Origin of the sequence: Pseudomonas sp. MWU16-30323, assembly GCF_020515595.1 — a bacterium.
GTDB lineage: Bacteria > Pseudomonadota > Gammaproteobacteria > Pseudomonadales > Pseudomonadaceae > Aquipseudomonas > Aquipseudomonas yamanorum.
The window spans coordinates 169,886-188,552 of the sequence record NZ_JAIWYM010000010.1; the positions used below are offsets into that span (position 1 = coordinate 169,886).

At 61.2% G+C, this 18,667-nt stretch carries 21 protein-coding genes; 3 read left to right on the plus strand and 18 right to left on the minus strand.

Annotated elements, in window-relative coordinates:
- Positions 1-11: 11 nt before the first annotated feature.
- From LIY45_RS14685 to ubiE, 9 genes are read right to left on the minus strand one after another with little or no spacing between them, the layout of a single operon-like run.
- Entirely contained in the window at positions 12-719 is a 708-nt protein-coding gene (locus LIY45_RS14685; protein ID WP_226476750.1) for a 16S rRNA (uracil(1498)-N(3))-methyltransferase, read from the minus strand.
- Positions 716-1,507 (minus strand): twin-arginine translocase subunit TatC, encoded by a 792-nt coding sequence (gene tatC, locus LIY45_RS14690; protein ID WP_226476751.1) that lies wholly within the window; start codon positions 1,505-1,507, stop codon positions 716-718. Before tatC ends, LIY45_RS14685 begins: the two co-directional genes overlap by 4 nt.
- Positions 1,504-1,950 (minus strand): Sec-independent protein translocase protein TatB, encoded by a 447-nt coding sequence (gene tatB / locus LIY45_RS14695; RefSeq protein ID WP_226476752.1) that lies wholly within the window; start codon positions 1,948-1,950, stop codon positions 1,504-1,506. The genes tatC and tatB overlap by 4 nt, the downstream gene beginning before the upstream one ends.
- A 10-nt stretch (positions 1,951-1,960) precedes the next feature.
- Positions 1,961-2,239 carry a twin-arginine translocase TatA/TatE family subunit gene (locus LIY45_RS14700; RefSeq protein WP_017478213.1) on the minus strand — a complete coding sequence of 93 codons (279 nt, stop codon included), beginning with the start codon at positions 2,237-2,239 and terminating at the stop codon, positions 1,961-1,963.
- A 25-nt stretch (positions 2,240-2,264) separates the two neighbouring features.
- Complete coding sequence (locus tag LIY45_RS14705) at positions 2,265-2,597, minus strand: phosphoribosyl-ATP diphosphatase (protein WP_017478214.1); 333 nt, start codon at positions 2,595-2,597, stop codon at positions 2,265-2,267.
- 2 nt (positions 2,598-2,599) lie between these two features.
- Positions 2,600-2,992, minus strand: a complete 393-nt coding sequence (gene hisI, locus LIY45_RS14710) for a phosphoribosyl-AMP cyclohydrolase (RefSeq protein WP_010169173.1) — start codon at positions 2,990-2,992, stop codon at positions 2,600-2,602.
- 41 nt (positions 2,993-3,033) lie between these two features.
- Positions 3,034-4,638: a ubiquinone biosynthesis regulatory protein kinase UbiB gene (ubiB, locus tag LIY45_RS14715; protein ID WP_017478215.1), complete on the minus strand. Its 1,605-nt coding sequence runs from the start codon at positions 4,636-4,638 to the stop codon at positions 3,034-3,036.
- A complete protein-coding gene (locus tag LIY45_RS14720; protein WP_017478216.1) occupies positions 4,635-5,258 on the minus strand; it encodes an SCP2 sterol-binding domain-containing protein in 624 nt (207 codons plus the stop codon). The genes ubiB and LIY45_RS14720 overlap by 4 nt, the downstream gene beginning before the upstream one ends.
- Positions 5,258-6,028, minus strand: coding sequence for a bifunctional demethylmenaquinone methyltransferase/2-methoxy-6-polyprenyl-1,4-benzoquinol methylase UbiE (ubiE, locus tag LIY45_RS14725; RefSeq protein ID WP_003209306.1), 771 nt, complete (start codon positions 6,026-6,028; stop codon positions 5,258-5,260). Before ubiE ends, LIY45_RS14720 begins: the two co-directional genes overlap by 1 nt.
- A gap of 143 nt (positions 6,029-6,171) precedes the next feature.
- On the opposite strand from ubiE, the gene LIY45_RS14730 reads away from it, so the two are divergent.
- The 3 genes from LIY45_RS14730 (at position 6,172) to LIY45_RS14740 (ending at position 7,962) form a co-directional block, all read left to right on the plus strand.
- The gene (locus LIY45_RS14730; RefSeq protein ID WP_017478217.1) at positions 6,172-6,447 is read left to right on the plus strand and encodes a polyhydroxyalkanoic acid system family protein; all 276 of its coding nucleotides are present in this window, start codon (positions 6,172-6,174) and stop codon (positions 6,445-6,447) included.
- Positions 6,448-6,552: 105 nt separating this feature from the next.
- Positions 6,553-6,975, plus strand: coding sequence for a phasin family protein (locus LIY45_RS14735; protein ID WP_226476753.1), 423 nt, complete (start codon positions 6,553-6,555; stop codon positions 6,973-6,975).
- A gap of 12 nt (positions 6,976-6,987) precedes the next feature.
- The gene (locus LIY45_RS14740) at positions 6,988-7,962 is read left to right on the plus strand and encodes a phasin family protein (protein ID WP_226476754.1); all 975 of its coding nucleotides are present in this window, start codon (positions 6,988-6,990) and stop codon (positions 7,960-7,962) included.
- Positions 7,963-8,107: 145 nt separating this feature from the next.
- Here the strand turns inward: LIY45_RS14740 and LIY45_RS14745 are convergent, their stop codons facing one another.
- The 9 genes from LIY45_RS14745 to argS form a co-directional block, all read right to left on the minus strand.
- Complete coding sequence (locus tag LIY45_RS14745) at positions 8,108-8,731, minus strand: TetR/AcrR family transcriptional regulator (protein WP_226476755.1); 624 nt, start codon at positions 8,729-8,731, stop codon at positions 8,108-8,110.
- 27 nt (positions 8,732-8,758) lie between these two features.
- Positions 8,759-10,441, minus strand: coding sequence for a class II poly(R)-hydroxyalkanoic acid synthase (gene phaC, locus LIY45_RS14750; protein ID WP_226476756.1), 1,683 nt, complete (start codon positions 10,439-10,441; stop codon positions 8,759-8,761).
- A 101-nt stretch (positions 10,442-10,542) separates the two neighbouring features.
- Positions 10,543-11,388 (minus strand): poly(3-hydroxyalkanoate) depolymerase, encoded by an 846-nt coding sequence (gene phaZ / locus LIY45_RS14755; RefSeq protein ID WP_017478230.1) that lies wholly within the window; start codon positions 11,386-11,388, stop codon positions 10,543-10,545.
- Positions 11,389-11,540: 152 nt separating this feature from the next.
- Positions 11,541-13,220 carry a class II poly(R)-hydroxyalkanoic acid synthase gene (gene phaC, locus LIY45_RS14760; RefSeq protein WP_017478231.1) on the minus strand — a complete coding sequence of 560 codons (1,680 nt, stop codon included), beginning with the start codon at positions 13,218-13,220 and terminating at the stop codon, positions 11,541-11,543.
- 249 nt (positions 13,221-13,469) lie between these two features.
- Complete coding sequence (locus LIY45_RS14765) at positions 13,470-13,847, minus strand: DUF971 domain-containing protein (RefSeq protein ID WP_017478232.1); 378 nt, start codon at positions 13,845-13,847, stop codon at positions 13,470-13,472.
- 185 nt (positions 13,848-14,032) lie between these two features.
- The gene (gene hslU, locus LIY45_RS14770) at positions 14,033-15,370 is read right to left on the minus strand and encodes an ATP-dependent protease ATPase subunit HslU (protein WP_008439258.1); all 1,338 of its coding nucleotides are present in this window, start codon (positions 15,368-15,370) and stop codon (positions 14,033-14,035) included.
- A 38-nt stretch (positions 15,371-15,408) separates the two neighbouring features.
- The gene (hslV, locus tag LIY45_RS14775) at positions 15,409-15,939 is read right to left on the minus strand and encodes an ATP-dependent protease subunit HslV (protein ID WP_003209323.1); all 531 of its coding nucleotides are present in this window, start codon (positions 15,937-15,939) and stop codon (positions 15,409-15,411) included.
- A 267-nt stretch (positions 15,940-16,206) separates the two neighbouring features.
- Positions 16,207-16,911, minus strand: coding sequence for an SPOR domain-containing protein (locus LIY45_RS14780; RefSeq protein ID WP_017478234.1), 705 nt, complete (start codon positions 16,909-16,911; stop codon positions 16,207-16,209).
- Between the two features lies 1 nt (position 16,912).
- Entirely contained in the window at positions 16,913-18,649 is a 1,737-nt protein-coding gene (gene argS / locus LIY45_RS14785; RefSeq protein ID WP_226476757.1) for an arginine--tRNA ligase, read from the minus strand.
- Positions 18,650-18,667: the final 18 nt, after the last annotated feature.

Below are 18,667 nucleotides of genomic sequence, written 5' to 3' on the forward strand. Positions count from 1 at the left end.
CACATTGGGATTTAGAAGAGTCTTGAGAGCAGCGCGGTAACAGCGGTTTCGACTCTCAGGATCCGAGCCCCCAGTTGCACCGGCTGCAACCCGGCCTTGGCCAGCAGATCCACTTCGTAGGGAATCCAGCCACCTTCCGGCCCGATGGCCAGGGTAACCGGCTCATCCAGCCCGCGAGGGCAGGGCGGATAGTCGCCCGGGTGGCCAATCAGGCCGAGGGTGCCTTGCGCCAGGGCGGGCAGGCGGTCTTCGACGAACGGCTTGAAGCGCTTTTCGATAATGATCTCGGGCAGCACCGTGTCCCGGGACTGTTCCAGGCCGAGGATCAATTGCTCGCGAATCGCCTCCGGCTCCAGGAACGGCGTTTGCCAGAAGCTCTTTTCCACCCGGTAGCTATTGACCAGTACCACCCGCGGCACACCCATGGACGCCACGGTTTGCAGCACCCGGCGCAGCATTTTCGGGCGCGGCAGGGCCAGCAGCAGGGTCAGGGGCAGTTTGGCCGGGGGCGGCTGGTCGAAGGTGACTTCCAGTTCGGCTTCCCGGGCTTCCAGGCGCAGCAATTGCGCGTTGCCCATCAACCCGCCAATGCGTCCGACCCGCAGGCTGTCGCCTACGGCGGCACGGTGGACTTCCTGCATATGCACCAGGCGCCGATCACGCAGCACCACCCGGTCGGCCGCGATAAAGTCGGCCTCCTCAAGCAGCAGCAGATTCACGGCTGGGTCGCTGGCGGCTGGTCGTCGTCGGCGGGTTGGTCATCCGGGTGATCGCCACGCTTGCTCACCAGGCTGCCAAACAGGATGCCGATCTCGAACAGCATCCACATCGGTACGGCCAGCAAGGTCTGGGAGAAGATGTCCGGCGGGGTCAGGATCATGCCGACCACGAAGCAGCCGATGATCACGTACGGGCGGATCTTCTTCAGGTATTTGACGTCGACCACGCCGATCCACACCAGCAGCACCACGGCCACCGGGATTTCAAAGGCCACGCCAAAGGCGAAGAACAGCGTCATCACGAAGTCGAGGTAGCTGGTGATGTCGGTCATCATTTCCACACCGGCCGGCGTAGCGGCGGCGAAGAACTTGAAGATCAGCGGGAACACCAGGAAGTAGGCGAAGGCCATCCCGGTGTAGAACAGCAGGATGCTCGACACCAGCAGCGGCACGGCGATGCGTTTTTCATGCTTGTACAGGCCCGGCGCGATAAAGCCCCAGATCTGATGCAGGATCACCGGGATCGCCAGGAACAGCGAAACCATCATCGTCAGCTTCAACGGCGTGAGGAACGGTGACGACACGTCGGTGGCGATCATCGTCGCGCCAGCCGGCAAGTAGTCGCGCAGCGGCGTGGAGACGAAGGTGTAGATCTGCTGGGTGAAGGCAAACAGCCCGGCAAAGATGACGAAGATCGCCGCGACACAACGCAGCAGGCGGGTGCGCAACTCGGTGAGGTGCGAGACCAGTGGCATGTGCTGGTCGGTTTCCGGTTTATCAGCGCTCATGGGGCTCGCGGCGGCAATGTAGGGTCGTGGGGCGCGGGCGACACGGCAGGCGTCGGCGCGGGTTCGGTCGGGGTCACGGGCGTGGTGGGTGCAGGCTCGGCGGCATGCACGGGTTCAGCGGCCGGTACAGGTGCCGGCGCGGTGGGCGGCGCAATCGAGTGCTCGGCCACAGGTTCAACCGGCTTGGGCGTTTCCTGCACAGGCGAGAGAATCTTCCGTGCCTCCTGCTCCAACGACAGAATGTGCTCGTTGTGCAGTTGCCGACGAATCTCGTCGGCGCCTATTTCCCGTTCAACTTCCTGTTTGATGGCGTTGAAACTGCGTTTCAGGCGCCCGATCCACAGGCCGGCCGTGCGCGCGGCACCGGGCAGGCGTTCCGGCCCCAGTACCAGCAGGGCCACGAGGCCGACGAGCAGCAGTTCAGAGAAGCTGATACCAAACATTATTCAGTACTCACGAGTCTTTTTGGTTCTGCTCTTTGACGTGCTCGGCCTGCACGTCGAAGGTGCGACGTTCAGTGATCGGCTGGGTGGCCTGCGGGTGCACAGGCTGCGCCGGTGGCACCGGGTTGACGACCGGGTCGGCAGGTTTCTCGTCGTCGTTCATGGCCTTGCGAAAGCCCTTGATCGATTCACCGACGTCGGTGCCGAGGTTTTTCAGCTTCTTGGTGCCGAACACCAGGACAACCACTACCAGAATGACGATCCAGTGTTTCCAGTCAAAAATGCCCATGCTGCAATTCCTCTGTAAAAGTTGGTCAGGCGGACGGGCGCGAGGCCTTTTCGGCATGCCCGGACAAGCCGAAGCGACGGTCCAGTTCATCAAGCACTGCCTGTGGATGCTGCCCCAGTTGGGCGAGCATGACCAGACTGTGGAACCACAAGTCGGCAGTTTCGTAGATCACGTCGCTGCAGTCGCCGCTGATTTGCGCGTCCTTGGCCGCAATAATCGTCTCGACGGACTCTTCGCCGAGTTTTTCCAGAATCTTGTTCAGACCCTTGTGGTACAGGCTGGCAACATAAGAGCTGTCGGCGGCCGCGCCCTTGCGGTCTTCCAGCACCTGGGCCAGGCGGTTCAGGGTGTCAGTCATGTTCAGTGTCCTGCCGAGTAAATAGCGTGCGGGTCTTTGAGCACGGGCTCGACGGTCTTCCACTCGCCGTTTTCAAACACGCGGTAGAAGCAGCTGTGACGGCCGGTGTGACAGGCAATATCGCCAATCTGCTCGACCTTGAGGATCACCACATCGGCATCGCAGTCGATGCGCATCTCATGCAGGGTTTGCACGTGCCCGGACTCTTCGCCCTTGCGCCACAGTTTGCCACGGGAACGTGACCAGTAGATGGCGCGGTTCTCGGCGGCGGTCAGGCTCAGGGCCTCGCGGTTCATCCAGGCCATCATCAGCACGCGCCCGGTCTTGTAGTCCTGGGCAATGGCCGGCACCAGGCCGTCACTGTCCCACTTGATCTCGTCCAGCCAGTCTTTCATTTTCGGCTCCGGCAATTTGCGACAGTGTATAACCGGATTGGCTATCGACGCACGATCAGATACACGCCCACGGCGACCATGATGCCAGCCGGCCAGTGGCCCAGTTCATTCAGCGGTCCGCCGGCGGCCAGTATCGTGCCGCCCACCAGGTGCGCGGCGCCCAACAGGCGCAGGAACCAGTCGTCTTTACGCTTGTGCCACGGCGGTGCCGGGTCCTGGGCGTGGGGCTGGGACATGCGCTCCAGCAGGTCGCGGGTCATGTTGGCCAGGTGCGGCAGTTGCTCGACCTGGCTTTGCAGGTTGCCCAGCAGGGTTTTCGGGCTGACGCGGTCACGCATCCAGCGCTCGAGGAACGGCTGGGCGGTGTTCCACAGGTCCAGGTCCGGGTACAGCTGGCGGCCCAGGCCTTCGATGTTCAGCAGGGTCTTTTGCAGCAGCACCAGCTGCGGCTGCACTTCCATATTGAAGCGCCGCGCGGTCTGGAACAGGCGCATCAGCACCTGGCCGAAGGAAATATCTTTTAACGGTTTTTCGAAGATCGGCTCGCACACGGTGCGGATCGCCGCTTCGAATTCGTTGAGTTTGGTTTCAGCCGGTACCCAGCCCGAATCGATGTGCAACTGCGCCACGCGACGGTAGTCACGCTTGAAGAAGGCAAACAGGTTGCGGGCCAGGTAGTCCTGGTCTTCCGGGGTCAGGCTGCCGACGATGCCGCAGTCGATCGCAATGTACTGCGGGCTCCACGGGTTCACGGTGCTGACGAAGATGTTGCCGGGGTGCATGTCGGCGTGGAAGAAGCTGTCGCGGAACACCTGGGTGAAGAAAATCTCCACGCCGCGTTCGGCAAGCATTTTCATGTCGGTGCGCTGGTCGGCCAGGGTCGCGAGGTCGGTGACCTGCACGCCGTAGATGCGCTCCATCACCAGCACTTTCGGGCGGCACCAGTCCCAATAGACTTGCGGCACGTACAGCAGCTGCGAGCCTTCGAAGTTGCGCTTGAGCTGGCTGGCGTTGGCCGCTTCGCGCAGCAGGTCGAGTTCGTCGTAGATGGTTTTTTCGTAGTCCAGCACCACGTCCACCGGGTGCAGCAGGCGCGCGTCGGCCGAGAAGCGCTCGGCGGCGCGGGCGAGGATGAACAGCCAGGCCAGGTCCTGGCCGATGATCGGCTTGAGGCCCGGGCGGATGACCTTCACCACCACTTCTTCGCCGCTTTTCAACTGTGCGGCATGCACCTGGGCCACCGAGGCGGAAGCGAGCGGGGCGATGTCGAAGCGGCTGAAGACTTCGCTGATCTTCTTGCCCAGCTGTTCTTCAATCAGCGTGACTGCCAGTTGCGAGTCGAACGGCGGCACGCGGTCCTGCAACAACATCAGCTCGTCGGCAATGTCTTCGGGCAGGAGGTCCCGACGGGTGGAGAGGATCTGCCCGAATTTGATGAAGATCGGCCCGAGGTCCTGCAACGCCAGGCGCAGGCGCGCACCACGGCTCAGCTCGAGGGTTTTGCGCGGGAACCAGCGCCACGGCAGCACATAGCGCACCGCCAGCAGAAACCACGGCAGCGGCAGGGCGAACAGCAGGTCATCGAGGCGGTAGCGGATTACGACGCGCTGGATACGAAACAAACGGCGGACGGCGAGCAGCTTCATGCGTTATCGCTTGAATCAAGGGAGCGGCTCAGGCGCTCGAAGCGCGCCTCAAGTCGTTCCAGGTCGAGTTTGGCCTGGTCGAGTTCACGAAAGCGCGCTTCCGCTTCCCGTTGTCCGACCAGGGTGCGCGATTCTTCGCTCAGGTATTCGGCGAGGTTCTGGTTCAGGCTGGCGAAACCCTGCTGGTACCAACGCGTGCGGCTGCGCAGGTGACCGCTGATCAGTTGCGTGGCCACCGGGCCGAGCCAACGGGACAGCTCATACTCCCAGTCCAGTTCCAGGTCTTGCAGTACGGCGGCCAGGTCCATCAGCACCGCGCTGTCGCCTTCAAGTTCCACGTCCGGGCCGTGGAGGATCGCCGTCTTGTCCCGGCTCAGGGCCAGGCGCAGCAGGCTTGAACCGGAAGCGCGCAGGGTGCAGTCGGCGTCGGCGGCCCAGTGGGACGCCAGCAACAGGCCTTCATCGCTGGGCAGGATAAACAGCTGCAAGGCGGGGCTGGTGCACTCGACGGCGATGATCCTGCCGTTCAGGTGCGCCAGCCGTGCCAGGGCGGTGCTGTCCAGGCGCAGTACACGGTTGAGGCCGTGTTCGACGCTGGCGAGAAGGCCTGCGAACAGCATCAGGGCTTGATGCCGCGGTGCAGGGCGACGATGCCCGAGGTCATGTTGTGGTAGGTCACACGGTCGAAACCGGCTTCTACCATCATCGACTTCAGGGTTTCCTGGTTCGGGTGCATGCGGATCGATTCGGCCAGGTAGCGGTAGCTTTCGGCGTCATTGGTGATCAGCTTGCCCATCAACGGCATGAAGGCGAACGAGTAGGTGTCGTAGACCTTGGACATCAGCGCGTTGGTCGGCTTGGAGAACTCCAGCACCAGCAGGCGACCGCCGGGCTTGAGCACGCGCAACATGGAGCGCAGCGCGTCTTCCTTGTGGGTCACGTTACGCAGGCCGAAGGCGATGGTGACGCAGTCGAAATGGTTGTCCGGGAACGGCAGCTTTTCAGCGTCGGCCTGGACGAATTCGATATTGCCCGCCACGCCTTTATCCAACAGGCGGTCGCGGCCGACCTTGAGCATCGAGCCGTTGATGTCGGCCAGTACCACTTGGCCGGTCGGGCCCACCAGCTTGGAGAACTTGGCGGCCAGGTCGCCTGTGCCACCGGCGATATCCAGCACGCGGTTGCCGGTGCGTACGCCCGACAACTCGATGGTGAAGCGCTTCCACAGGCGGTGCATGCCGCCGGACAGTACGTCGTTCATCAAGTCGTACTTGGCGGCTACCGAGTGGAATACCTCGGCGACTTTTTCCGCTTTCTGGCTTTCCGGGACGTTCTTGAAGCCGAAGTGAGTGGTGGGTTCGGCATCGCTGCCTTTGCGCTGATCAGTCATATCGCTGTCACCAAAAGAGAATGGGGGCATTCTAATCCCCAAGGCATGCTTTGTCTTGGCAAGGCTGAAGGTAAGATAGGTGGCCACCGAGACCTTTTGCCGCATGGCGGGTCGACAAGTCTCTATAACGAGGAGTCATTCAAATGGCCCGTATACAGGTTGAACGTGCTCACACACTGGGCAAAGACGCTGCCCGAGAAAAAGCCGACAAGTTGGCGAGCAAACTCAAGGATCAATATGGCCTGGAGTCTTCGTGGGCCGGCGACACACTGAACCTCAAACGTTCGGGCGTTAAAGGCACTGTGAAAGTGGCTGAAGACTCCCTGCGCATCGAAGTCGAACTGGGGCTGTTGATGTCGGCCATGAGTGGCACCATCAAGTCCGAAATCGAGAAGGCACTGGATAAAGCCCTGGCCTGATTTTCGTCCTTCTTAGGGTGCCGATTCTAATTTTTCTGCCTACTTTGTGCCCAAGCCCTCAACTTCTGTGGGCAGTTCCTCCCCCCTTTATGCGTGAGGTGCACCATGGCCAAAGTTATTTTGAAGAAAAAAATTGCTACCGGAACTAACGCCCTGACTGACGTTAAATCCTATGCCCGCAAGATCTGGTTGGCCGGTTTGGGGGCTTATGCCAAGGTTGGAAGCGAGGGCGCCGAGTACTTCAAAGAGCTCGTTAAGACTGGCCAACATGTTGAAAGTAAAGGTAAAAAAGTTGTGATTGAACAACTTGATGCTGCCAACAGTCAGATTGATCAAGTCAAGAGCGAAGTCTTCGGCGTCAAACGTCGAGTCGAAGTGCAACTGGATAAAGTTGAACGCGCTTTTGATAGTCGTGTTGGAAGTGCCTTGAATCGGATCGGCATTCCGTCTAAACATGACGTGGAGACACTCTCTGCTAAGCTCGATGAGCTGACGGCATTGCTCGAACGTGTCGCGCGTAAACACTAAGGAGACAACGGGATGGCTGGTAAAAAGACTACTGATAAAGAAGGCAGCTCGTGGATCGGGGAAGTTGAAAAATACTCCCGCAAGATCTGGCTGGCCGGTTTAGGCGTGTACTCGAAGGTGAGCAGTGACGGCGGTAAATACTTCGAGACTTTGGTTAAAGACGGCGAGAAGGCCGAGAAGTTGACCAAGAGCACAGTGGGTAAACAAGTCGATGCGGCAAAGGCTTCCGCCGGTTCTGCCAAATCACGTATCAGCGATAAGTGGGGCGAACTGGAAGGGGCCTTTGACAAGCGCCTGAACAGTGCCATTTCGCGACTCGGCGTACCTAGCCGTACTGAAGTGAAAGCGCTGCACAGCAAGGTCGATACCTTGACCAAGCAAATCGAAAAACTCACCGGCCTTAAAGCTGCGCCAGTTGCGGCCAAAACCGCTGCGGCTAAACCAGCTGCCAAGCCTGCTGCGAAAACTGCAGCGGCCAAGCCTGCTGCAAAGTCCGCCGCTAAACCGCTGGTCAAGGCTGCCGCCAAACCAGCCGCCAAGGCGCCGGCCAAATCGGCTGCAAAACCGGCTGCCAAGCCTGCGGCTAAAACCGCAGCGGCTAAACCGGCCGCCAAGCCTGCCGCTAAACCAGTGGCCGCTAAAGCAGCTGCAAAACCTGCAGCCAAGCCGGCAGCCAAAGCAGCAGCCAAGCCAGCGGCTAAAACCGCTGCCGCTAAACCTGCTGCAGCGAAGCCTGCTGCCAAACCAGCCGCTGCGAAACCAGCAGCCAAGCCGGTTGCAGCCAAACCCGCCGCCAAACCTGCGGCTGCAAAACCGGTAGCGGCGAAGAAGCCGGCCGTAGCCAAAAAGCCAGCAGCGCCAAAGCCAGCGGTAGCGGCCAAGCCTGCAACCCCGGCGCCAGCGACCAACTCGGTGACCCCACCGACCCACGCTGCTGCTACCCCGACTGCAACGCCGGCAACCCCGACGCCTACCAGTCAGTCCTGATTTTTACGGGACACATAAAAACGCCCGGCCTGCAAAGGTCTGTGGGAGCCGGGCTTGCCCGCGATAGCATCACCTCGGTGTAACTGACATACCGAGGCGATGCTATCGCGGGCAAGCCCGGCTCCCACATTTGGCCGGTGTCGTTTCAGATATTTGCGTCGTCCAGGTACCTGAGCGCCAACCGCTCCGTCGCCAGCCTCGCCGGCATCAACAGATGCGGGGCCACCAGCATCATGATCTGGTACACCACCACCCGCACCTCACCTGCACGGTCGAGGATCCGTTGGTAATCCAGGGAAAACAGCAGGGTCATGGTGATCTGTTCCACCAACTGCCCCAGCGCCTGGGTGTCACTGACCAATTGCCCATCCGTCTTGAGTCGGGCCAGCAACGAGGCCAGCGTGCGCTTGAGCGCCGTCAGCAGGTTGCGAATGCCCTTGGCCAGTTTCGGCAAGCGCCCCGCCAGGTTCGACAAGTCCTGGAACAGAAACCGGTAGTGGGCCATACGCTCCACGATCAGGTGCAGGAATAGCCAGTAATCCTCGGCCGCCAGTTGCGCGTCGTCAGGCGGGTCGAGCAACGGCGCCAGTTCGGCCTGGAAGCGCTCGAACAGCCCGAGCACCAGCGGCTCCTTGCCATGGAAGTGGTAATAGAGATTGCCGGGGCTGATCCCCATTTCATTCGCAACCTCCATGGTCGACACGTTCGGCTCGCCCTTGAGGTTGAACAACTGCAAGGCACATTCAAGGATACGGTCGCGGGTCTTCATCCAGTCTTCTTAAGGTCTTCGTTGGGCTCAGCGGACCCGCACATAGGTGCCCGGCGCCGCTTCCATCGGTGGGTAATTCTGGTTGCCCAGGGCGGTCAGGGTTTCGCGCTGCACACCGGAGCGCTGCTGGATCCACGCCAGCCAATTGGGCCACCAACTGCCCTCGACATGATCGGCGTCGTAGTACCACGCGCGCGGGTCGCTGCTCAGCTTGAGGTTCTCGACGTAGTTGGCCTTGGGGTTGCCCGGTGGGTTGAGGATGCTCTGGATATGCCCGCTGTTGGACAGAATGAAGCGCTTGTCGCCGCCCAGCAGTTGGGTGGAGCGGTAGACCGCATCCCATGGCGTGATGTGGTCGTTGATGCCGCCCACGCTGAAGCTGTCCACCGTGACCTTCTGCAAGTCGATGGGTGTGCCGCAGACCTCCAGGCCACCGGGATGGCTCAGCGGGTTGTGCTTGAAGAAGTCCAGCAAGTCGCCATGCAGCGCGGCGGGCAGGCGGGTGTTGTCGTTGTTCCAGTACAGGATGTCGAAGGCCGGCGGTTCCTTGCCCAGCAGGTAATTGTTGATCCAGTAATTCCAGATCAGGTCGTTGGGACGCATCCAGGCGAACACCTTGGCCATGTCGCGGCCATCGAGCACGCCTTGTTGATAGGAGCGGCGCTTGGCGGCTTCCAGGGTTTGTTCGTCGGCGAACAGGGTGGCGGGGCTGTCGATCTGGCTGTCCAACAGGCTCACCAGGTAGCTGGCGCTGGAGATGCGGCGCAGCTGGCGTTTGGCCTGTAGATGGCCTTGCAGCGCGGCGATGGTCAGGCCCCCGGCGCAGGCGCCCATCAGGTTGACCTCACGGGCGCCGGTGATTGCGCGGGTCACGTTCACTGCTTCTTCCAGAGCGGCGACGTAGGTGGACAAACCCCATTCGCGGTGGCGTACATCCGGGTTGCGCCAGCTGACCATAAACACCTGCAGGCCATTTTTCAGGGTGAACTGGACGAAGCTGTTGTTCGGGCTCAAGTCGAAAATGTAGTACTTGTTGATTTGCGGCGGCACGATCAGCAGCGGCTTGGCGTACTGTTTTTCGCTCATGGGCTTGTACTGGATCAGCTCCAGCAGTTCGTTGCGAAACACCACCGAACCGGGCGTGGTAGCCAGCGTCTTGCCGACTTCAAAGGCCTGCTTGGTGACCTGCTTCGGCAAGCCGTTGTTGTGCAGCAGGTCGTCGAACAGGTTGCTGACGCCACGCACCACGCTGTTGCCGCCGGAATTGAGCAGTTCCTTGATCGCCAGTGGGTTGAGCAGGCTGTTTGACGGCGACACCGCATCGTTGAGCAGGGAAAAGGCAAAGTGCGCCCGTGCCCGGTCGTCGGCGCTCAGGTGACTGTCGTCGATCCAGTGACGGGTCTGCTTCTGCCAGCTCAAGTAGGCTTGCAGGCTGCGCCGATAAAAGGGGTTGAGTTGCCAGGTCGGGTCGGCGAAGCGGTTGTCGGCCGGGTTCGGCTCGTGCACCGTTTCCCCGAGCAGCACGCGGCCCAATTGCCCGCCCAACTTCAGGGCGTGGCGGGCGGTGTGCACCGGGTTGCGCAAGCCGTGTGCGGCCACGCTGCGCAGGGTCGAGAGCAAATCCCTGCCGCGCAGGCCGGTGATCGCACTTTCAATATTGATGAACGCGGCGGGTGTGGGCACCGGGTTCGATACGGGTCTTTCTCGCATGCGCCAACACTCCTTCGTCAAGCCATCAACAAGCACGCCAATTCAGAACCATAGTCGGTTCTGGCCAAGTTGCGCGGCGCGGTCGTCCTGACCGCCGCCGTCTAAAGCGCAGGTTGCGGGTGAATCACCGCCCTCAGGCGTTCCTCCTGGAGAAATTTCATGATGATCGGCGCCACGGCCTCGGCCCGGGTAATCAGGAACAGATGGCCGTCGTCGATGATGTGCAGTTGGGCGTTGGGAATACGCCAGGCCAGCATGCGCATGTTGATCAGCGGGATCAGCGGGTCGTCGTCGCCGGCCAGCACCAGGGTCGGCTGCTTGATCTTGTGCAGCCAGTGGATGCTGGTCCAGCCAAGCCCGGCGAACAGTTGCCAGTAGTAGCCCAGCTTGCCCGCCGAACGCACTTTGCTCGCGTGTTCGGCGGCCAACTTGGAATCCCGACGGAAGGAGCCGCCGTAGATCATCGGTGCAATGCGCACCACATGGGACGGTTGTATATAACGCCGGGGGCTGGCCATCAACCACAAGACTTTCGGTTTGCCCGGCACCATGAAGGCGCCGGCAGCGGTGGCGGCGAGGATCAGTTTCTTGCAGCGCTCCGGGTAGTCATACGCGAACTGCTGCGCCAGCGCCCCGCCCCAGGAAACGCCCACCGCGTTGACCTGGCCATAGTCCAGGTAATCGAGCATGCGTGCGGTGAGCTTGGCCAGGCCGGGAAAGCGATAAGGCCGGCTGGGGGTCGACGAACCGCCGACGCCTGGCACATCAAAGGCAATCACTTCCAGGTCCGGGTCCAGGGCCTGGACGAACGGAAACACCAGCTCAAGGTTGGCGCCGATGCCGTTGAAAATCAGCAGCGGCGTCAAGTGAGGCTTGCCCGGGCGTACCGCCGTGCGGATGGTTTGGCCATCCAGGTCGATGGTACGGAAGATGAACGGTTGCGGCATGGGCTTACCCTGCAAAATGGCGCTATTTCCCTGCGGGAACACGGTCAATGTGGGAGCTGGCTTGCCTGCGATGCAGACGCTGCGGTGTATCAGGCATACCGAGTTGATGCCATCGCAGGCAAGCCAGCTCCCACATTTGATCCCATTCCAGCCTACCTTTCGTGAACGTATGTGCCCGGCGCCGCTTCAGCCGCTGCGTACGCTTTATTACCCAGCGCCGTTGGCGCCTTCTTCAACTTGCCCGACCGCTCCGCCTGCCACGCCTGCCAATGCAGCCACCACGAATCGGTGTGCTTGGTGGCGTTCTCCTGCCAGTCCAGGGCCTTGCCCGGCATCGTGTCGCTGGTCTGGTAGCGCGACTTGGGGTTGCCCGGCGGGTTCAGGATGCTCTGGATATGCCCGCTGCTGGACAGCACAAACTCGACCTTGCCGCCAAACAGTTGCGCCGACTTGTAGCAGGACTGCCACGGTGTGATGTGGTCGTTGGTGCCGGCCAACGAATAGATATCGGCGGTGACCTGCTTCAGGTCGATCGGCGTGCCGCACACTTCGAGGGCGTTGGCACGTACCAATGGGTTGTTCTTGAACAGCTCGATCAGGTCGCCATGGAACGCAGCCGGCAAGCGGGTGGTGTCGTTGTTCCAGAACAGGATGTCGAATACCGGCGGCTCGTTGCCCAGCAGGTAGTTGTTGACCCAGTAATTCCAGATCAGGTCATTGGGGCGCATCCAGGCAAATACCTTGGCCATGTCGCGGCCTTCCAGCACGCCGGCCTGGTAGGAATGGCGCTTGGCCGCTTCCAGGGTCTGCTCGTCGACGAACAGCGCCACCTGGGTGTCCAGGGTGGTGTCCAGCACGCTCACCAGCAGGGTCAGGGCGTTGACCTTCTTCTCGCCCAGCGCCGCGTAGTGGCCCAGCAGGGCGGTGCAGGTGATGCCGCCGGAGCAGGCGCCAAGCATGTTGATGTCTTTGCTGCCAGTGATCGCACTCACCACATCGACCGCTTCTTTCAGCGCCTCGATGTAGGTCGACAGGCCCCACTCACGCTGGGCCTTGGTCGGGTTGCGCCAGCTGACGATAAACGTCTGCTGGTTATTGCGCAGGCAGAAGCGCGCCAGGCTCTTGTCCGGGCTCAGGTCGAATACATAGAACTTGTTGATCTGCGGCGGCACCACCAGCAGCGGGCGTTCGTGCACCTGCTCGGTGATCGGCCGGTACTGGATCAGCTCCAGCACATCGTTGCGAAACACCACGGCGCCTTCGGTGGTGCCCAGGCTCTTGCCCACTTCAAAGGCGCCCATGTTGACCTGGCTCGGCATGCCGCCGTTGTGCACCATGTCCTTGGCCAGGTGGGACAGGCCGTCCAGCAGGCTCTTGCCGCCGGTTTCAAAGAAGCGTTTGACCGCCGCCGGGTTGGCCGCGCTGTTGGTGGGCGCCATGGCTTCGGTCATCAGGTTGATGACGAAGTGGCCGCGGCTGATGTCGTGCTCCGACAGGTTGCTGTCACCGATCCAGTCGTGCAGCTCCTTGCGCCACGCCAGGTAGGTTTGCAGGTAACGTTTGTAGAGCGGGTTCTGGGTCCACGCCGGGTCGTTGAAGCGGCGGTCGTCGGCCTCGGGTGTCAGCTGTGATTTGCCGAACACCACGTTCTTCAATTCGACGCCAAAATGGGCGACGTGCTTGACGCTGTGCAACGGTTGTTTGATGGCTTGGGTCAGCACCATCCGAGCGGATGCCAGTAAATCCTTTTTCCGTAACGCGATGATCGGGTTCAGCCCCAGGGTGTTTTCCGAGGCTTGGCGTTTCAAGTCATCGTTGTTCTTGTTACTCATCTACGACGCTCCATTGTCCGACAGACGAGTACCGGGTACCGCTGTGTACCACTACTTGCCACACAGCACAGCCTGGTACTACTGCTCGGGTGACCGTTAATACCGCATCGTCAAATGCAGGGAACTTGCCAGTTCCATTGGTTACCCGAGTTTAATTTTTTTCGCAAGCGGGCCAATCGTTGGCCACGACAGAGGGGCATTCAAGCAGATGGAATTAGAAAATGCCCACTAATGAGCAAGAGGCCTGAGCTAGAGCATCAGCCGTACGACCGACTGGCTCGGGTCGCGGGTTTTTCCGGCGGCTTTCAGCTCGGCCAGATAGTCAGCCCACAGCGCGTCCTGACGCACGGCAAGTTGATAGAGGTAGTCCCAGGTGAACAATCCGCTGTCATGACCGTCATCGAAGGTCAATTTCAGTGCGTATTGGCCGGCGGGTTCGATCTTGGTCAAACCGACGTTGAGCTTGCCGAATTGCAGGATCGGTTTGCCGTGGCCCTGGACCTCGGCGGAGGGGGAGTGCACGCGAAGGAATTCGGCGGGCAATTGATAGACCTCGTCAGGACCGTAGGTAAGGCCCAGGGTCTTGGAGGCTTTGTGCAGGTTGATGGCGGTAGGCAGTTTGGTCATTTGGGGAACCGCTCAGAGATGATCCTGAAGGAACCGGCATCGTGCAGGAGCCTGGTCTCTGTGGGAGCCGGGCTTGCCCGCGATGGCAGCGCCTCGGTGTATCAGTTGCACCGAGGTGAGGCTATCGCAGGCAAGCCAGCTCCCACACAAGCCAGGCTGCTAGGCAGGCCGGTTCTATATGTGGCTTACAGGATATAACGAGACAGATCTTCGTTCTGCGCCAATTCGCCCAAGTGGCTGTTGACGTAGTCGGCGTCGATCTTGATCGCCTCGCCATTCTGCGCGCCCGCCATGTCGCCGGCACTGAAGGACACTTCCTCCAGCAACCGCTCAAGCAAGGTGTGCAAACGACGGGCACCGATGTTCTCGGTCTTCTCGTTGACCTGCCAGGCGATCTCGGCCAAACGCTTGATACCGTCCGGCAGGAACTCAATCCCCAGGCCTTCGGTTTTCAGCAGTTCGCGGTATTGCTCGGTCAGCGACGCATGGGGCTCACTGAGGATGCGTTCGAAGTCACCCGGTGTCAGCGCTTTCAGCTCAACGCGAATCGGCAGGCGGCCTTGCAGCTCCGGCACCAGGTCGCTTGGCTTGCTCAGGTGGAACGCACCGGAAGCGATAAACAGGATGTGGTCGGTCTTGACCATGCCCAGCTTGGTGTTGACGGTGCAGCCTTCGATCAGCGGCAGCAGGTCGCGCTGCACGCCTTCGCGGGATACGTCGACGCCACCGGAGTTACCGCGCTTGGCCACCTTGTCGATCTCGTCGATAAACACGATGCCGTGCTGCTCGACCGCCTCCAGGGCCTTGGCCTTGAGTTCTTCCTCATTCACCAGGCGCCCGGCTTCTTCGTCACGCACCAGTTTCAGTGCTTCCTTCACCTTGAGCTTGCGGCTTTTCTTCTTGCCCTTGCCCATGTTGGCGAACAGGTTCTGCAACTGGCTGGTCATTTCTTCCATGCCAGGCGGTGCGGAGATATCGACGCCAGACACTTCTGCAACTTCGATCTCGATTTCCTTATCGTCCAGCTGGCCTTCACGCAGGCGCTTGCGGAACAGCTGGCGGGTGTTGGAATCCGAGCTCGGCGCGGCGTCTTCGTTGAAACCCATGCGTGCCGGTGGCAGCAGGGCGTCGAGGATGCGCTCTTCGGCGGCGTCTTCGGCGCGATGGCTGACCTTGGTCATTTCCTGTTCGCGCAGCAGCTTCAGGGCGGCGTCGGCCAGGTCACGAATGATCGACTCGACGTCACGGCCCACATAGCCCACTTCGGTGAACTTGGTGGCTTCGACCTTGATGAACGGAGCGTTGGCCAGTTTGGCCAGGCGCCGGGCGATCTCGGTTTTACCGACACCGGTCGGGCCGATCATCAGGATATTCTTGGGGGTTACTTCAACACGCAATTCTTCGGGCAGTTGCATCCGGCGCCAGCGGTTACGCAGGGCAATGGCAACGGCGCGCTTGGCATCGTCCTGGCCGATGATATGGCGATTGAGTTCATGGACGATTTCGCGGGGAGTCATGGACATAGTAATTGGCGGTCCTCAAGCGGGAATAAGCCTGCGGCTTACTCGGCGAGGTCCTGCTCCTCAATGGTCAGGTTGTGGTTGGTGAAGACACAGATGTCGCCAGCGATACCCAGGGCCGTCTCGACGATTTCCCGGGCCGACAGGTCGGTTTTCTTCAGCAGGGCGCTGGCAGCGGCCTGGGCGTAACCGCCGCCCGAACCCATGGCGATCAGGCCTTCTTCGGGTTCAACCACGTCGCCGTTGCCGGTGATGATCAGGGAGGCGTCTTTGTTGGCGACGGCCAGCATGGCTTCCAGGCGGCTGAGGGAGCGGTCGGTGCGCCATTCTTTGGCGAGCTCGACGGCGGCACGGACCAGGTGGCCCTGGTGTTTCTCAAGTTGGCCTTCAAAGCGCTCGAACAGGGTAAAGGCGTCAGCGGTGGCGCCGGCGAAACCGGCGAGGACCTGGCCGTGGTACAGGCGACGGACTTTTTTCGCGTTGCCTTTCATCACGGTATTGCCAAGTGAAACCTGGCCGTCGCCGCCCATGACGACTTTGCCGTGGCGGCGAACTGAAACGATGGTGGTCAAGGGGAGAGTCTCCACGCTGCGGGGCGAAAATGCCCTGATGGAACTCATATGGGGGTGGCGGGGGGGATTTCAACTGTAGGACGGGAGGGCGGACGAGTGGTGAATCTGTGTGTACCGAGGTTTTAAATACAATGAAAACCAATGTGGGAGCCGGGCTTGCCCGCGATGGCGGTGGGTCAGTCACCGAAAATATTGACTGTTCCACCGCCATCGCGGGCAAGCCCGGCTCCCACATTTGATCTGCTGTGACCCCGGAGTCGGGGTCGATCAGCGGCTTTGGCGTTGTTGTAACAACAGGTTGCTAAACCCTGCACCCGCCAGTTGTTTCTGCGCCACGGTCAGCTGTTCACGGTTGCTGAACGGCCCTACCAGCACGCGATACCAGGTCGCATCCTTAACCGTCCCGGACTCCACCGTCACCGCCTGCCCCAGCAGAATGATCTGCGCACGCACGCGGTCCGCATCCGCCTGTTTCGGGAACGAGCCCGCCTGCAGGAAGAACTTGGTCACCGGCGCGGCCTTGGTGGTGGCAACCGGCGGCGGTGGCGGCGGGGTGATCCCGGCCAATGCCGCCTGGGCCCGCGCAGTGTCGATTTTCGCCGCTTCCGCCGGTGTTACCGGTGTAGTCGGCACCGGCTGCGGCGTCGGCAGGGTTTTCTCCGGCACGGCATCCGGCGGCACGATCACTTCCGATTCCGGCAGCAACGTGTAGAAGTCGTATTTCGGCTTCACCGGCGCAGTGGGGCTCGGGACGGTCTTGTTCGCCTCGGCCATTTTCGTGGCCCTCTGCTGCTCTTGCTTGACCCGTTTGACGTCATCGCCCTTGCCCGGATCCAGCTTCATCAGGAACACGACAAACGCGCCGACCGTCAGGCCGATCGCCATCCACAACCAGCCCGGAATAGGTTTCTTCGCAGGTGCCTGGTAGCGGCTGGCGCCGCGCTTGGGTGCAGGTTTTTTCTTGGCAGCCAACTTACATACGCTCCAGAGTTTCCAGGCCCAACAATTCCAGGCCTTGCTTGAGGGTCCGTCCTGCCAGTGCGGCGAGGCGCAGGCGGCTCTGCTTTTGGGCTTCGTCGTCTGCGGTCAGGATCGGGCAGTTCTCGTAGAAGCTGGAGAACAAACCGGCGACTTCGTACAAATAGGTGCAGAGGATGTGCGGCGTGCCTTTCTCGCCAACGCTGTTCAGCACTTCGCCGAATTGCGCCAGCTTGGCCGCCAGTTCCTGCTCGTGCGGCGCTTCAAGGTTGATCTGGCCTTCGACTTCACTGAAGTCCTTGCCCAGCTTGCGGAACACACCGGCCACCCGAGTGTAGGCATACAGCAGGTACGGCGCGGTGTTGCCTTCGAAGTTGAGCATCAGCTCGAAGTTGAAGCTGTAGTCGCTGGTACGGTGCTTGGACAGGTCGGCGTATTTCACCGCGCCAATCCCCACCACGCGGGCGATGTTGCGCAGGTCGGCTTCGGCCAGCTCCGGGTTCTTTTCCTTCACCAGGTTGTAGGCGCGGTCCTGGGCTTCGTTCAGCAGGTCGATCAGCTTCACGGTGCCGCCGTCACGGGTCTTGAACGGGCGGCCATCAGCGCCGTTCATGGTGCCGAAGCCCATGTGTTCCATCTGCATCGGGTGCGTCACGAAACCGGCGCGGCGCGCCACTTCGAACACCTGCTGGAAGTGCAGGGCCTGGCGCTGGTCAACGAAATACAGGGCGCGGTCGGCTTTCAGCACGCCGCTGCGGTAGCGCACGGCGGCCAGGTCGGTGGTGGCGTAGAGGTAGCCGCCATCGGCCTTGACGATGATCACCGGCAGCGGGTCGCCGTCGGCGGTCTTGAATTCTTCGAGGAACACGCACTGGGCGCCGTTGCTCTCAACCAGCAGGCCCTTGGCCTTGAGGTCGTTGACCACGTTGATCAGGTCGTCGTTGTAGGCGCTTTCGCCCATCACATCGGCCATGGTCAATTTGACGTTGAGCAGCTCGTAGATTTCCTGGCAGTGAGACAGGGAGATCTCGCGGAAGCGGCCCCACAGCTCCAGGCATTCGGCATCGCCGGCTTGCAGCTTGACCACCAGGCCACGGGCGCGGTCGGCGAATTCTTCGGATTCGTCGAAACGCTTCTTGGCGGCGCGGTAGAAGTTCTCCAGGTCCGACAGCTCGTTGCTGGTGATCGGGTTTTCCTGCAGGTACGCCATCAACATGCCGAACTGGGTGCCCCAGTCGCCCACGTGGTTCTGGCGGATTACGTCGTCGCCGAGGAATTCCAGGACCCGTGCCACGCCGTCGCCAATGATGGTGGAGCGCAGGTGGCCCACGTGCATTTCCTTGGCCAGGTTCGGCGCCGACAGGTCAATGGCCACGCGCTGTGCCGGGCCGGCCTTGCGTACGCCGATCTTGGCATCCGTCAGGGCGGCGTCCAGGCGCGAAGCCAGGGCCTGGGTGTTCTGGAAGAAGTTGATAAAGCCCGGGCCGGCGATTTCAGCCTTGGTCACCTGTGGGTCGGTCGGCAGCGCGGCGATGATTTTTTCCGCCAGGTCGCGTGGCTTCAGGCCGGCCGGCTTGGCCAGCATCATCGCGATGTTGCTGGCGAAATCACCGTGAGTCTTGTCACGGGTATTTTCCACCTGGATCGCCGGCGTCAGGCCTTCAGGCAACACACCTTCGTTGACGAGTTGGGTGAGGGCTTGTTGGATCAGCTGGCGAATGGTGTCTTTCATGGTGTTCTCTTTCGACCG

Bases quoted from the DNA above. Each gene is read 5' to 3' on its own strand.
- LIY45_RS14720 (WP_017478216.1), bottom strand. From the start codon at position 5,258: ATGCTGTTCGCAGGCCTTCTCGCCAGCGTCGAACACGGCCTCAACCGT.
- hslU (WP_008439258.1), bottom strand. From the start codon at position 15,370: ATGTCCATGACTCCCCGCGAAATCGTCCATGAACTCAATCGCCATATC.
- tatB (WP_226476752.1), bottom strand. From the start codon at position 1,950: ATGTTTGGTATCAGCTTCTCTGAACTGCTGCTCGTCGGCCTCGTGGCC.
- LIY45_RS14740 (WP_226476754.1), top strand. From the start codon at position 6,988: ATGGCTGGTAAAAAGACTACTGATAAAGAAGGCAGCTCGTGGATCGGG.
- phaC (WP_226476756.1), bottom strand. From the start codon at position 10,441: ATGCGAGAAAGACCCGTATCGAACCCGGTGCCCACACCCGCCGCGTTC.
- LIY45_RS14705 (WP_017478214.1), bottom strand. From the start codon at position 2,597: ATGACTGACACCCTGAACCGCCTGGCCCAGGTGCTGGAAGACCGCAAG.
- hisI (WP_010169173.1), bottom strand. From the start codon at position 2,992: ATGAAAGACTGGCTGGACGAGATCAAGTGGGACAGTGACGGCCTGGTG.
- LIY45_RS14745 (WP_226476755.1), bottom strand. From the start codon at position 8,731: ATGAAGACCCGCGACCGTATCCTTGAATGTGCCTTGCAGTTGTTCAAC.
- argS (WP_226476757.1), bottom strand. From the start codon at position 18,649: ATGAAAGACACCATTCGCCAGCTGATCCAACAAGCCCTCACCCAACTC.
- LIY45_RS14765 (WP_017478232.1), bottom strand. From the start codon at position 13,847: ATGACCAAACTGCCTACCGCCATCAACCTGCACAAAGCCTCCAAGACC.
- LIY45_RS14700 (WP_017478213.1), bottom strand. From the start codon at position 2,239: ATGGGCATTTTTGACTGGAAACACTGGATCGTCATTCTGGTAGTGGTT.
- LIY45_RS14735 (WP_226476753.1), top strand. From the start codon at position 6,553: ATGGCCAAAGTTATTTTGAAGAAAAAAATTGCTACCGGAACTAACGCC.
- phaZ (WP_017478230.1), bottom strand. From the start codon at position 11,388: ATGCCGCAACCGTTCATCTTCCGTACCATCGACCTGGATGGCCAAACC.
- LIY45_RS14730 (WP_017478217.1), top strand. From the start codon at position 6,172: ATGGCCCGTATACAGGTTGAACGTGCTCACACACTGGGCAAAGACGCT.
- ubiE (WP_003209306.1), bottom strand. From the start codon at position 6,028: ATGACTGATCAGCGCAAAGGCAGCGATGCCGAACCCACCACTCACTTC.
- phaC (WP_017478231.1), bottom strand. From the start codon at position 13,220: ATGAGTAACAAGAACAACGATGACTTGAAACGCCAAGCCTCGGAAAAC.
- tatC (WP_226476751.1), bottom strand. From the start codon at position 1,507: ATGAGCGCTGATAAACCGGAAACCGACCAGCACATGCCACTGGTCTCG.
- ubiB (WP_017478215.1), bottom strand. From the start codon at position 4,638: ATGAAGCTGCTCGCCGTCCGCCGTTTGTTTCGTATCCAGCGCGTCGTA.